The sequence below is a fragment of the Mesorhizobium sp. C268A genome, assembly GCF_040324475.1.
Lineage (GTDB): Bacteria > Pseudomonadota > Alphaproteobacteria > Rhizobiales > Rhizobiaceae > Mesorhizobium.
In genome coordinates this window covers 4938980-4952628 of sequence record NZ_JAMYVX010000001.1, presented here as the reverse complement: position 1 = coordinate 4952628, position 13649 = coordinate 4938980, and the positions used below count along the sequence as shown (strand labels likewise).

8 protein-coding genes are annotated in these 13649 nt (G+C 60.2%); 5 read left to right on the top strand and 3 right to left on the bottom strand.

Features of this window, described 5'->3' with window-relative positions; all coding sequences use genetic code 11:
• Positions 1–72: 72 nt before the first annotated feature.
• On the bottom strand, positions 73–717 hold the full coding sequence (locus NKL06_RS24160) for a hypothetical protein (RefSeq protein ID WP_023691651.1): 645 nt from the start codon (positions 715–717) through the stop codon (positions 73–75).
• A gap of 118 nt (positions 718–835) precedes the next feature.
• Here NKL06_RS24160 and NKL06_RS24155 point away from each other — a divergent pair, with 118 nt between their 5' ends.
• The 5 genes from NKL06_RS24155 to NKL06_RS24135 all read left to right on the top strand — a co-directional run bounded on the left by NKL06_RS24155 (position 836) and on the right by NKL06_RS24135 (position 9916).
• On the top strand, positions 836–1081 hold the full coding sequence (locus NKL06_RS24155) for a helix-turn-helix domain-containing protein (RefSeq protein ID WP_084567686.1): 246 nt from the start codon (positions 836–838) through the stop codon (positions 1079–1081).
• 295 nt (positions 1082–1376) lie between these two features.
• On the top strand, positions 1377–3266 hold the full coding sequence (locus tag NKL06_RS24150; RefSeq protein WP_023691652.1) for a UvrD-helicase domain-containing protein: 1890 nt from the start codon (positions 1377–1379) through the stop codon (positions 3264–3266).
• Positions 3267–3538: 272 nt separating this feature from the next.
• Positions 3539–4534, top strand: coding sequence for an AAA family ATPase (locus NKL06_RS24145; protein WP_023691653.1), 996 nt, complete (start codon positions 3539–3541; stop codon positions 4532–4534).
• Between the two features lie 12 nt (positions 4535–4546).
• On the top strand, positions 4547–6883 hold the full coding sequence (locus tag NKL06_RS24140) for a S8 family peptidase (RefSeq protein ID WP_031210365.1): 2337 nt from the start codon (positions 4547–4549) through the stop codon (positions 6881–6883).
• A gap of 120 nt (positions 6884–7003) precedes the next feature.
• Positions 7004–9916, top strand: a complete 2913-nt coding sequence (locus NKL06_RS24135; RefSeq protein ID WP_023691654.1) for a hypothetical protein — start codon at positions 7004–7006, stop codon at positions 9914–9916.
• 290 nt (positions 9917–10206) lie between these two features.
• Here the strand turns inward: NKL06_RS24135 and NKL06_RS24130 are convergent, their stop codons facing one another.
• Positions 10207–10422: a helix-turn-helix transcriptional regulator gene (locus NKL06_RS24130; RefSeq protein WP_032998854.1), complete on the bottom strand. Its 216-nt coding sequence runs from the start codon at positions 10420–10422 to the stop codon at positions 10207–10209.
• Positions 10423–10551: 129 nt separating this feature from the next.
• Positions 10552–13599: a Ti-type conjugative transfer relaxase TraA gene (traA, locus tag NKL06_RS24125; protein ID WP_023691656.1), complete on the bottom strand. Its 3048-nt coding sequence runs from the start codon at positions 13597–13599 to the stop codon at positions 10552–10554.
• Positions 13600–13649 lie beyond the last annotated feature (50 nt).

The following is a 13649-nucleotide window of genomic DNA, read 5'->3' as shown; positions in this document are numbered from 1 at the left end:
TTGTCTCGGTAAGCCCCGCGAAAATCACCACACCGACGAATGATCGCGATTCCGGTACCTTAGTGCCGAAGTTCAGCTTGAGACTTTCTGCTCTCTAATCCGAGCTATGTCGTCTAAGGCCGAGCGGATTTGTGGCCACGGGGGCTCACTGTCATGTAGCGAATACTCCCCTTCCCTAAGCGCTGCATTTAGCTTGGCGGCTATACCGGCGAGCGACGTTGCAGGAACTTGGGATAAGGTTTCGAGTAATTCCTTCGCCCGCTCGCCAGCTTCGCGCTCAGCAAGTAAGGCTGTCGAATAACCAATCTCCCTAGCGGCGGCATCCCAGCGCGCCTGATTGGCTACGATTTCAGCTTCAGCTTGGGTGCGGGCCACTGTGTTAGCGGGACGAACACCGAGCAATTCCTGGAGGGCTTCAACGGAGTGAACTGTCACGCTCTCTCCGTCGGACAAGGTAACTGTCGTGCAAGGGAAGCCAACGGTCTCGATAAGTACCCTCTCCAGCCGCTGCTGCTGATTGCAAAGCCGTTCAGCCTCTTCCCAAGCCGCCTGCCATCGTTTCCACACCGCCACCGCAGGATCAATGGCGTCGTCACCCTCCAAGTCGATGCCAGCGAACGATGTAGCCTGCGTCGCCGCCATTGCGGTTGCTGTTCCCACAAGCACCTTCCTGCGGGTGACGAAAGGCAAAGTCGTGTTATTGTCGGAATCAGCCATGATCCGAGCTCCGCAAAGCGTGGGCGTGGTTAGACTGTTGGAAGCGGGGAACCACTTCCAACGGCCGTTACCTAAAACAAGCATATTTGCACTTTTTGTGCAACAGGGCATTTGAACAATGAAGGTAAGTGCGGCCCAAGTTCGCGCGGCCCGTGGGCTTCTCGACATTTCTCAACAGGAACTGGCGGATCTATCCAAGGTAAGTTTGAGGACGATCGTGCAGTTCGAACGTGGTTCGAAACCAGCATCTGAATCAATCCTGCAAGCGCTGAAGCTATCGCTCGAAGCAGCCGGAATAGAATTCATTCCAGAGAATGGCGGTGGCCGTGGTGTGCGCTTGTCACGCGGTACCGCGAACACTTAGACGAAGGCGGCATCTACAGGCGCCTTTAGGATTATCTGTTTCTCAATCAATGTCAGCAATGCGCCTGATTTCCGCCGTTCAGGCAAATTCGTTTTTGCCTGTGAGCGGACGTTTGCCTGACCTGACCTCAATGGCACCTAAGCGCGCTCACATCGGCATTCAGAAGCCCGGCGTTTTGTCTCGCAAGCTGCCATAGCGTTAATAAAACACCGGTCGCATAATAGCCCGGCATAACTTGTTTCATCTTGACTCATCGACGCGTTCGTTGGCGAATTGCCTCGGGGCGGGGAGCAAAATGAAACGGCCGTATCTTTCCTTAAGTGTAAGCGAAATCGAGGCGATTGCGAATAAGGCACTGGCGGCCGGGAACACGCCAACCCTACGTGCGGTTGCCAGCGAGTTGCGCGACCATCGCAATACGCCGAGCGCGAAGAAATTGCTTGCGCGGATCCAGCAGCTCCAGGCGTCGAAGCAGCCTGACCTGTTTGAAGCTATGAAGCCTGCCGCCCGCACCTCTCGAAAGCCCAAGGCTATTGGGGGGCATGAGCGCGTGCCTATGAAAGCAGGCAGCCGAACACCTACGGCGGAGCAGGAACAGGCGATCCAAGCGTTTTTGTCCGGCGGGTCTCTGCGCATCAATGCCTACGCCGGAACCGGCAAGACCTCGACCCTCCAGTTCCTCGCACAGAGTACGCGACGGCGCGGGCAATACGTTGCCTTCAACAAGGCGATCGTTACAGATTCGAAGGGAAAGTTTCCGGCGACGGTCGACTGCGCGACAACCCATAGCCTGGCACTGAAGTCCATCTCCTCGGACTACAAGCGCAATCGGGATAAATGTTTCAGCCGCTTAAGCGCAAAGCAGTTGGCCGAGATTCTCGGCATCAAAAAATCCTGGCGGATCGACAAGGATCACAGCCTGCAGGCGGTATCGCAAGCCTACCTGGTTCAGGAGACCGTCCGGCGCTTCGCCCACAGCGCAGACGAGGTCATTTCCGAAATCCACGTGCCACGCCACGGGTCGTTGCTGGCCGCAGGGGAACCGACCCTCAAGGCCGTTAATGAATATGCTCTAACCAATGCCCAGCACGTTTGGGAGCGGATGTGTGATGGCCGCGACCCTCTACCGCTCGGCCATGACGGATATCTCAAGCTATGGGCGTTGTCGAAGCCGCAACTTGCCGTCGATTACATCCTCCTTGATGAGGCGCAGGACACCAACCCGGTCGTACTAGACGTCCTCAAGCGGCAGCAGTGCCAGCTGGTCTATGTGGGTGACCGATACCAGCAGATCTACGAATGGCGCGGCGCTGTCAACGCGATGGAGGCTATCGAGACCGACACAACAGTGCATCTAACACAGTCGTTCCGCTTCGGTCCGGGGATTGCGGATGAAGCGTCGCGCGTTCTCGCCCGCCTTGGTGAGCTGAGGCCGTTAACCGGCAACAGCGCGTTGCGCAGCCGGGTCGGCATCTGCAATCCCGACGCGATCCTGGCGCGCACGAATGCCAACGTTATGACCGCGCTTATCGATTGCCTGGAAGCCGACAGAAAGCCCCACCTTGTCGGGGACAACAAGGACCTGAAGACTCTCTTGCGAGGTGTGGTTGATCTGAAGGAAGGCCGGCCGGCCGAGGCGCCGGAGTTCTTCGGGTTCACCAACTGGCAGGCGGTGGTGGATTTCTCAAAAACCACCGAGGGCGAGCAATTGGCCATGTTCGTCAACCTGGTGCAAAGCAAGGGCGAGAAGCGTCTACTCTGGGCTCTCAATCGCTCTTTTGATGAGGGTGAGGCCGACATCGTCGTCTCGACGGCCCATAAAGCGAAGGGACGGGAGTGGCGGAACGTTCGGCTGATGGATGATTTCCTCAAGACCCGGGAAGCCCGCTCGCCAGCAGAACAGGCGGCAAATGAGCAGCATGATGCCGCCGAGTTACGACTGTTTTACGTCGCCGTAACGCGGGCCAAGGAGGTCATCGAGATTCCGACGATGCGGACGGGTCGGCGCGAGCCGGAGCGCGTCACTCCGCCTGCACCACGGGCCATCCCGCAACTGCCGAAGACGTCTATGGTCCAGCCCAGCGACTGGAAACCGGCTGCCAAACCGATCGCGAGTCCGGCCACCCCGCCTCCCGCGTCGAAACCCGCGAAGCGCGGTTTCTTAGCACGCCTATTTGGGGGATAGACCGATAGCCGCGTCATTCGGCTGTTTTGCGCCTCATTCCAGACATTGCTATAGTTCTCATCCGACCCCTAAAGCGGACGTCCCGTGATAGGAAATCGATGTCCTCCCGGACGCGGTCAAGGCAGCAGTAGCAGCCTCATGACCGCTTTCGACCAGAGTGATTTCTCAGTAAGGTATCTTTAGGCGATTCTGACGGTTTGGTGCCAAGCGTCGGATTCCGCAGCACGGAGTGAATATCTACTAGCTTACAAGGACAAAGCATAGGAATTCGGATGGCTCGCGGTGAATTAATGAAGAAATTGCTGGCGAGCTATGGCCGCGACGATGAGTTTCGTGCGGTTGCCGAGCAGATAATCGTCGAGGAAGAAAAGAAGAACAACAAGGTTCTTGCGCGCACTCTTCGCAAGACTCTCGAAAACGGTCCTTCGCCGAGCGGGCCTAGGTCCATGAAATCGCTTGCGCCACTCATCCCGTTTCCGGATGCCGCCAAGGACTTTGTCGAGCGGGTTGAGCCGACGCATACAACCAAAGACGTCGTTCTCAGCGCTTCCAACACGCGTGTCTTCATCGGTCTCCTCAAGGAGTTCCGACGGGCTGAAGAAATCCGACGCAGGGGTCTGCCTGTGCGGTCAAAGCTCCTGTTTTGCGGACCGCCCGGTTGCGGCAAGACCGTATCAGCGGAGGTTTTTGCCGCTGAGCTCGGCTTGCCGATGTTTGCCGTCAAACTCGACCAGCTGATTTCCTCCTATCTTGGGGAAACCGCGAGCAATCTTCGGAAGATCTTCGACTTCGCCCGGAAGCAGCCTTGTGTTCTTTTTCTCGACGAGTTCGACGCCTTGGCGCGGTCTCGCGATGATTCAAGCGAGCACAATGAGCTCCGGCGCGTCGTCAATAGTCTGCTCCTGTTCATCGACCGCCTCAGACCCCAGGGCTTCCTGATCGCTGCAACAAACCTCGACCACGCTCTCGACAGCGCGATCTGGCGGCGGTTCGACGAGGTGATCTGGTTCGACAAGCCGGATGAGCAGCTGATCGGCCGCTACCTACGCACAAAATTCCGAAATGTGTCGACGGCCTTCGATGTCGGAACGAAGGCTGGTGAACTGATCGGGTTATCTTACGCGGAGATCGAGCGCGTCTGCATTCAGGCGATAAAGTCGGCGGTCATCGAAAAGCGCAAGGACGTCAGGGAGCGGGATTTCAATGCCGCCATCCTCGACGAACAGCGTCGCAGTGCGGGTCGGTCGCGCCTCACCAGCCAGTCGTAGGAGGCCGCTTTAATGGCCCGGTACGACCATTTGCAGCTCGCAAGGCTGCCGGAGCAACTCGAACGCCGCAAGCGCCCGGGCTTTGGTGCAGCACCGGAGCGCGACCGTCCTGATCACAGCCGCCGAATCGCCGAGGAGCTCAACGATGCGGTCGCGGTTCAGCAGCGTCGCCGTCCTCCTGGGACCGTCAATCCATCTCTGATCCTTCGTGTCCGCATGACGGGTTCGCTGCTCGAAAGTGACTGGGAGGATCTAGGCCTAACCGTGCTATCGAGCGACGCTGACCGAACTCTTGTCCTTTTTTCGTCAAACGACGAATTGCACGACTTCCGGGCGCGGATCGTCGCCTATGGCGGTCCGATCCCGGCTGGGCAGGCGGGCGCTCCGTATGCGAACTTCGTCGCCTCGATTGCATCGGTTGGTACGGTCGATCCAAGAGATCGGATTGGGATGCGCCTGAGAGAAGAGGGCTACACCGATTCCGAAGACTTCGACGCTGTCGGTGAGTTGATCGCCGACCTGGAGCTCTGGGATCTGGGCCGACGTGACCTACGTCAGCGCAAACTTGGCGACATCGAAGCCTATGTGGTCGCTCGCGGCGGCGAATGGCTCGACGAGTATATTGGGCCGTCGATCACCATGGCACGTATCCGCGCCAGCGGAGAGGTTTTTCGATCGTTGCTGTCGCTTGAGGACGTCGCGTCCATCGACCTTCCGCCGTCCCCGGACGTTGCAACGGCAGAAGCCATGCGCCTCGAACTCGGCGAACTGCCGGAGCCGGGGCTCCTTGGTGAAGACGCGCCGCTCATCGGCGTGATCGACAGCGGCGTCAATGACCATCCCCTAATTGAGGACATCCTCGTGGGCGCGATCGGCGTTCCCGAACGTCTGGGCACTGCCGACGAATGGGGGCATGGAACGCGCGTCGGCGGCGTGGCCGTATTCGGAGATCTTCGTGCTCAGCTTGCCGGCGGTGCCCTCGCGCGCGCAGCGCGTCTTTGTTCCGCCAAAGTCGTCAACGAGCGTGGCGATTTCGATGAGAGGCGACTGGTACCCTCTCAGATGCGAGAAGCGGTCACTGCGCTTCACGCCCGTTTTGGATGCCGGCTGTTTGTCATCGCGCTAGCCGACCGCAAGCGCGTCTATGACGGTGGGAAAGTCGGCACCTGGGCCGCGACACTGGATGAACTCGCGCGCGAGCTTGATGTTGTGATCGTGGTCTCGGCCGGCAACCGTGCCCCGCGTGCGGGCAACAGGATCGAACAGGCTGTGACCGAGTATCCCCGCTACCTAATCGAAGAGGGCAACCGGATTTTTGAGCCCGGCGGCGCCATCAACGTTGTGACGGTCGGGTCTCTCGCCCATGGCAATGGGCTCGATGCGCGACTAGGCGCAGAGGTTGCGGTGCGTCCGATCACGCAGGAGGGCGAGCCGTCGCCATTTACGCGGGTCGGGCCCGGGGTGGAGGGATCGGTCAAGCCGGATTTCATAGACATCGGCGGTACGATGATCGTCGACCCTCTCGTTCAGAGACTACGCGACGGCCGCGACATCGCGAGCGCCGGCCTGCTAACGCTTCATCATCGGCCGATTGAGCATTTGATCACCAGCGGATCGGGCACCTCCTATGCGGCGCCGCTCGTCGCCTTCAAGGCGGCGCAGGTTTTGTCCCGATTTCCAGAGGCGTCGGCCAACCTCGTGCGCGCACTACTTGCCACCTCGGCGACTGTACCTGAGGCCGCACACCGGCGTTTGTCGCCGTTGGGCGACGACGCAGTCCGGTGGGTGTGTGGTTACGGGCAGATCAATCTGGAGCACGCCGCATTCTCCGATGACGCACGCGTCGTGCTCTGTGCGGAAGACGAGCTGGCGATCGATCATTTCGCCATCTACGAGCTGCCGGTTCCAGCACTATTTCAGAGCACAAATGGCCGGCGCACGATCCGCGTTTCGCTTGCGTACGATCCGCCGGTCCGTCACAGCCGCAATGACTATGCCGGCGTCGGTATGAGTTTCCGCCTTGTGCGGGGGTGCGAGCCGGCGCTGATCTCGGAACACTATCGCCGCCGACCGCGTGACGAGGCGATCCCCGACATCGCAAATCGGTTCCAGTGTAAGATGGTCCCCGGTCCGCAATCGAGGGAGAAGAGTACGCTCCAGTCGGCTACTGCGACGTTCAAGACCGACATTTCGAACTACGGCGATCGCTATTACATCGTCGTTCGATGCGAAGCCGGGTGGGCGACGGAGCTTGACCGCCAACGGTTTGCCATCGTCGTGCAGGTCGCACACGAAGCCGAGATTCAAATCTACCAGCAGATACGCCAGCGTATCCAGCTCCGCGGTTGAACCGGTGAAGGCGGACATTGATATGTGCTCGACCCATATGCTCACCGGGTCGCGTTTATCGCAATTCTCGCAGATCGTCGGATTGGGGGGGCGTGTGTTCGGCCGACACACGCGCATGAAATGGTAAATCCTGTCCAACTCGCCGCCCAGCTCCGCTTTCATTTGAGCGAGTTGGGTTCCCGTAATGCACACCACGAGTTCGAGCATCTCGCACGCCATCTTGCCCGCGCCCGCATCTACAGCAACATCCTGCCTGCGACGGGCCCCGTCAGCGCCGGTGGGGACGGAGGCCGCGATTTCGAGACGTTTCGAACCGGGATTCCGCTACCCGTGGCCGGCTCCCTGTTCGCGGCGCGCTCATCGCGAGAATGGGCGGTCGCGTTTGCCTGTAGTCTCGAAAAGCGCATAGAAAGAAAGATCCGTGGCGATGTCGAAAAGATCCTCGCGACTGGCAAGGTCGACGAGATCGTCTATTTCTGCGAGGCGAATCTCCCGATTGCCAAACGCCAGGAATTGGTAACCGCGGCCAGCGGCATGGGGGCTGAGCTCCAAATCTTCGACGGCAATACCATTGCAGAGTGGTTGGCTGAGCCCGACCTGTTCTGGATCGCGGAGGAATTTCTGCACGTCCCAGCCGAGATCAGCCCACAGATGCAGTCGGAGGACGACGGCTATGCGCAGCATAAAGTGGATTGGAAGGCTCGGACGGTGCTTCCGATCAGCCGCGCCGACTTCGTTGCGATCAAAGCGGGTCTGCGTCATGCTACGTTTGAAGCTGTCGCACGACCGGACCTATCATTCTGGATAGAGAGAATGGCGGGCTTCCTCGTGCCGATGGCGCCGCGCGATCTGGTTCGCTCGGCGAGTTATGAGATAGCCGTCGCTCATCTGCGTGGTCGCGGCGACATGACCAGTCAGGCTCATCTGGTTGCCGACTACTTCGTCGACGTCGAAGCCCATACAGACATCGGCGATCTGACTACGGCTGCGACGTTACTGACCTACGCGTTTGGTGGGTACTGGCTGGGACAGTTCCTCACGAAGGAGTCCGATCTGCATGACTATCGGCGCAAACTCGCAGATGCCGTGCAATCAGAACTCGACGAAGCGATCGGTCCGGGACGAAGGGCGGGCCTGCTGCACGTGCGGGGCCTTCTGGAGCAGACGCCTGCAGGACCCGGCCTGGCGCCCGATTTTTCTGCTGTGATCGCATTCTGGAACGCGATGTTGGACAGCGCCGAGCAAGCGTCACTTTATCCGATCGAAGCATTTGCGGATTTGCTGGTCGAGATAGTCAAGCTCCGCGGTGACGATCCGGAGTTGATGGGTCTCGCAGCACGAGCCGATGATCTGCTGGCTGAGCGTATGGGCGGCGTCGCGGCCGGTGAGAAGGCCATCGATCGAGCTCTGTCGCTGCTCGAGCGGGACCAACCCGCGGCTGCCATCCGGGAACTTCATCGAGCCAAAGCCAAGTGGTTCTCTGATGAGCGATTAGTAGGAGCGGTGCGCATCCTGGTCCTGCTTGCCGAACAATATCGCCAACATGGTCTCGCCTATGCTGCGAAGTACCATGCGATGACGGCCGCGCTTCTAACCCGTTACGAGCGGGACGACGGTGTCCGCCGCCTGCAACCCGAGGCTCTGCTCGACCTGCTCGATGCCGAAGACGGTGCCGGCAATTCGTTTGGGTTTCTTCGGCTGCTTCCCGTGTTCATTCAAGCCCATATTTTCCATGACGATCATCCACTGAACACCGAGCGGCATCCGCGCCTGCAGAGCAGTCTGGGACAGTTGGCGTCCCTACTTGGTTTCCTGAAGCGGGGGAGCCCGACGACACGCCAGGCGCTAGACGAACTTGTAGGCGAGTGGCCTCCCTTACTCAGAGATCCGATTCTGAGCGCCGCGAACGAGCCCGATGGCTTTTGGAACCGAGGCACCTGGCCGGAGGCGTGGACCGGCCTTGAGGAAGCACTACTCGATCGACCCTTCGGCGATCTCGGGCTCGAACGACACGTCCGCTGGGAGGGGCTGGGCATCCGCTGGACTTGCGTTTTCCTCAACGACTATCGCACGACCCCACCGGCCGAGCAGATCATCGCGGAACTGCAGCTTGTAGTCTTCGCCTTCGCGAACAGGGACCTGGGAATCGTCCCGGTCGATATCACCATGAATATCGAGGTTTCCGACGCGATTGAGAGACTGACGGTAGAAGAGCCGACCGAGACGCGAGCCGCATTTCGCGTGACGCTGCCGTCGCGGGACCGAGGGCCGGAGGAAAGTGCTGATGTTCTATTGGTGTTCGCTGCGGCCCTTCGCGCAATCTCCGTGCTCGATGATGAGGCCTTAGCGAGGCAATTTGACAGGTCCGTGCTGGAACCAACCTTTGTTGGTCGGCCCTACGCGGAACTATTCCGGGAGTTTGTTCCTGAGGATCTATTTGCCGAGTTCTTCCGCCAGTCGATCGCGCCTCTCGATCCCGAGCGTTCCTTCGTCAGCCGCGCCGGCGGCCGTGTTCAGTGGTTCGACGGGCCGGGTCCAACGTTCGAGTTGGAACGTGCACTCGGTGACGCGCAAAATAGGTATGACAAAGTCCTTGTATCGCTTCGGTACACAATTTCAGGCATCGCTCACGATCCTGGCACTCGGGCGCGATTGCTCGAGATGCATGAACGAGGCATGAAAGATTGGGAGATTCTGAGCATCTTAAGCAACATCGCGATGGGCATTCGGCTTGATGTGCCGGAAGATCTCCCACTTGAGGAGCTCCGAAGCCGGGGAATGGCCCTGTTAGATAAGGTCGAAACCGAGGCCGATGCGCTCCTACCGGCCGTGTTCACCGATGAGCTGCTAAGCGCCCATGCCAAGGTTTACCTTGGTGCCTTTTTCAGCAGCTGGCAGCTGCATTGGCCACCAAGCGTGGATTATCAGGGAGCTGAGAAATTTCTGATATCGCGATTTCGCCTTCGCGACGTCGACGTTCCGCATCAAGATGTATTTGGGTGGGATCAGGATGATGCGCCACTCAACCTATAGGCGATCATCGCGGTGGCTGCTGGCCGCAGGGCACGCGGTATTCTGACATCTCGATCTGAGCGACTAGCACGCACGGTTCACCTGCTCTCTAATGATCGGTAGGCAACGGCACTACCGCTGCCACATTCTTGCTATCGCCTCGAAACAAGCGTAGCTAGGAATGCGTCGGACTATGTTCCGGATATGGCTCCTCAATGAGCTGCCATTCCGCTTCCGGCCTCTTCCCAGTCGTTGAACTTACATCAGAGAGGACTGTTCAACGATGGGCGCAACCTGCCACTCCACCGCCACTAGTCGCTGTTTTTTCGTGATGCATTGGTGTGCCATGAGACAGGATCAGCGACCCACCGATTGATGTCCGACTCCCTCCATCCCGCACCGTTTAAGCTGATCTTGACCTGGGCCGGGAACGTGCCTTCGCCGATTTTTCGGTACATCGTCGAGCGGGACAAGCCGGTCCGCGCGAGGACGGTCTTAAGGCGAATGATACGATCCAGTTCAGGCATGGCTGCCTTGTCTTTCGCTCAGAGCATTTGGCACCTGCTGGAACCAGACAGGACAACCCAAGGTCGCCGCGCAATCAGATTTGTCATCGCGTCGATCTGGGGCGTGAAAACGGCGGCGAATCGGAGGGTTTAGATTCCTATGCCACGGCCGCTGCCAATGCCGTGGTTGAAAGCGAGTTCCACACCCAGACGCCGGCCGGATTCGACCTGGATGCCAAGCGCCTTCTTATGATTGGCCAGTAGGGATTCAAGTTGAGGATCGCGTTCAAGGCTCTTGGCCATATCGGACATGGCCGAACGCGTTGACTTGTAGCCGGACATGTCGCCGGTCTGATATTGCTCCCGTCCCGTCCGATCGAGCTTTTGCCAGCGTTCGACGAAACGGTCGGCGCGGCGGCCGGGATCGATGTCCATCCCGGTGCGGATTTCCGTTTCAAGCTGGAGAGCAAGCACGATTCGGTTGACGCGGCCGGCACCCGCTTCACGAACCAGCTCGGGATTTTTCACATAAGCCGCTTCGGCATCGCGCCAGCCATACGGCCGCACCTTCTCGAAGGCGCTACGTGCATCCCTCAACTCGCGCATCTGCTCGGGACTGCCCTGCCCATCCGCATCTCCGTTGTGCGATATCGCGTCGAGAGCGCGTGCGTGACGAACAAGCGCCTTCGTACGAGCGCTTCGCAACGCCGCTTCCGCGTCCACCGGCACATTCGCGGCGCGTGGCACTCCGGTGGCGAGATTTCCTCTGCCGGGCGTCGCGTCTGCATCTCCGATCCGCACCCCAACACTCTCCCTTCCCGGCCCAGGTCCACGTTCCTGCATGGGCTCGCCGTCTGCGGGCGAGCGCAACCCGTCCAGCAATCCGCTGATCCTGTCGCGCAGCTTCTCCGGAACGATCCGGCGCACGATCTCGACCACGCGCTCGCGGAACGTGATGCCGCGCCGCTCGGCATAGTGTTGCGCCGGGTCGACCTGCTCGTAATCCGACGCCATGTCCTTGGCGCGGTCCCGTGACAGCGTATGGACGAGGCGTTCGCGGGTTGTGAAGTCGTCTCCGCCGTAATGCAGGTCCGCGCTGTCTCGATGCCGCGACAATGCGACGTAGCTGCCATGTGCATCCATGCCCGGCGTGGCGAGCACATGCGTCCGGTCGACGGTCATGCCCTGCGCCTTGTGAATGGTCGCGGCATAGCCGTGGTCAATGTGCGCATAGTCTTTCAGGTCGAAGCGAACCGATCTGTTGTCATCGGTGCGCACGGTCATGCTCTGTGTGCTGAGCTCTTCCACCATGCCAAGCGTGCCGTTCTTGACGCCGAGGCCACGCTCGTTGCGCAGGAACATGACCCGGTCGCCGCTGGCGAAGGTTCTTGGGCCGCGTTCGACAATCACTTGCACCTCGTCGCCGAGTTCTCCAGCAGCGCGCATGCGCTGGCGCGCGGCCTGGTTCAGGGCGCTCACTTCGTCGTTTGTGTGGGTGAGAATGATCCGGCTTGCCTCTGGGTCTGCCTGCCTGTCGCGATCCCAGCGCACGACGAGATTGATGCGAGCCTCGTCGCGCGTCGCAGACTGATGCACCATGCCTTGCGCGTCGTAGGCGTTGATCGCAGCGCCGATCCTGCCGGTTGCCAGATCGCGCGTGGCATCACGCTGCCAGTCCTCGCGCTGCCGACGCACCTGACCGATTTCGACGCCGCCGTGTCGCTCGTGGATAGAGCGGAATGCAGCGCCCGCTTCGATTGCCTGCAACTGCTGCGGATCGCCGACGAGGACGATCTTTGCGCCAACGTCCGCCGCATGGGAGAGCACGCGCTCCAACTGGCGCGTGCCGACCATACCGGCCTCATCGATCACCAGGACATCGCGCGCGGTGAGCAGATCGCGGCCCTGTCCCCAGCTATGCTCCATACTGGCGATGGTGCGTGACGGGATGCCTGATCCGCCTTCCAGATTCTCGGCGGCAATGCCGGAGAGTGCGGCACCTCGAACCTCGTAGCCCGCCGCTGCCCATGCCTGGCGCGCAACGCCCAGCATGGCGCTCTTGCCCGTGCCGGCAAAGCCCACGACGACACCAAGACCGCGGCCATCGGTGATGTGATCCAACGCATCTGTCTGCTCGCCTGACAGGACAAGCCCGCGTTGCGCAGCCAGCGCCAGCGCTGCCTCGCGATGTGCGTCAATCACCGCGTGTCGGTCGTCCAAATCGATACGCTCTGCCGCGCGATGCAGGCGCTGTTCGGTCTCGATCATCTGCCGAGTGGTGAACCGGTCTTCGCTGCGCCTGTCCTTGCCGAGTTCGACCAGATCGGGTGCATTGCTGATGGCTGCCACGACCGCGTTGAACTGCTCCATTCCGTCGCTGTGTCGATGCGCAAACTTGGCGATGTCTTTTCGGGTGAAGGTCGACTGCTGATGGGTGATGGCGTCCAGCGCGACGTTAGAATCGGCAATGATGCGCGCGCCATTGTTGCGCGCGATCTCGCGATGCAGTTCGGCGCGATCGGCTTCAATGCCGCCAGCAGCAGGGCCACTGCCTTCGATGCGTTGAGCCGGTGCACCAATCTGCGTTTGCGGCTCCAGGGCAATGCCCTGCGCTTCCAGACTGCGATGATCGATGCGGGCGTCGATGTCGAGTTCGGCCAAGCGTTCATTGGCAAGCTCCGCCCATCGCTCGCGCCAGCGCTCGACCAGCTGGGTAGCATTCCAGTCGCGAACCTTGGCGCCAAAACCGTTCTCGTCCACGGACCGCATGGTGAGCATGACATGAGCATGCGGCTTGGGGCTGCCATCCTCTGCTCTGTCCCAATGCACATTGAGATCGGCCACCATGCCCCGGCTGACAAACTCGACTTGTACAAAGTCGCGCGCTAACTCGATGCCTTCCGCCTGGCTGAGTTCGCGCGGGAGCGCAAACTCGACCTCGCGGGCAAGCTGCGCATCCTTGCGGACTTCGAACGCCTCGACATCGTTCCACAGCCGTTCGCGGCCGCGCCAGGCTTCGGGTGCATTCGCAGGCAGCATCACTTCGGAATGGACGACACCACGTTTGGCTGAAAAATCATGGCTGCGTTCGATCCGCTCGTCACGCAGCCGCGAAGCCGAGCGGTAGGCGGCCGACGCTACAGCACTGCTCCCTGCCTTGCGGCCAATGACCTTGACGTGAAGATGATAGATCGCCATCGCGACCAGATCATTTGCACGCCAAAGCGCACGTCGGCACGACGTATAAG

What these genes read in the sequence shown, in the direction of transcription:
- NKL06_RS24130 (WP_032998854.1), bottom strand. Translation starts at nt 10,422, where the DNA reads ATGCCTGAACTGGATCGTATCATTCGCCTTAAGACCGTCCTCGCGCGG.
- NKL06_RS24145 (WP_023691653.1), top strand. Translation starts at nt 3,539, where the DNA reads ATGGCTCGCGGTGAATTAATGAAGAAATTGCTGGCGAGCTATGGCCGC.
- NKL06_RS24155 (WP_084567686.1), top strand. Translation starts at nt 836, where the DNA reads ATGAAGGTAAGTGCGGCCCAAGTTCGCGCGGCCCGTGGGCTTCTCGAC.
- NKL06_RS24140 (WP_031210365.1), top strand. Translation starts at nt 4,547, where the DNA reads ATGGCCCGGTACGACCATTTGCAGCTCGCAAGGCTGCCGGAGCAACTC.
- NKL06_RS24160 (WP_023691651.1), bottom strand. Translation starts at nt 717, where the DNA reads ATGGCTGATTCCGACAATAACACGACTTTGCCTTTCGTCACCCGCAGG.
- NKL06_RS24135 (WP_023691654.1), top strand. Translation starts at nt 7,004, where the DNA reads ATGGTAAATCCTGTCCAACTCGCCGCCCAGCTCCGCTTTCATTTGAGC.
- traA (WP_023691656.1), bottom strand. Translation starts at nt 13,599, where the DNA reads ATGGCGATCTATCATCTTCACGTCAAGGTCATTGGCCGCAAGGCAGGG.
- NKL06_RS24150 (WP_023691652.1), top strand. Translation starts at nt 1,377, where the DNA reads ATGAAACGGCCGTATCTTTCCTTAAGTGTAAGCGAAATCGAGGCGATT.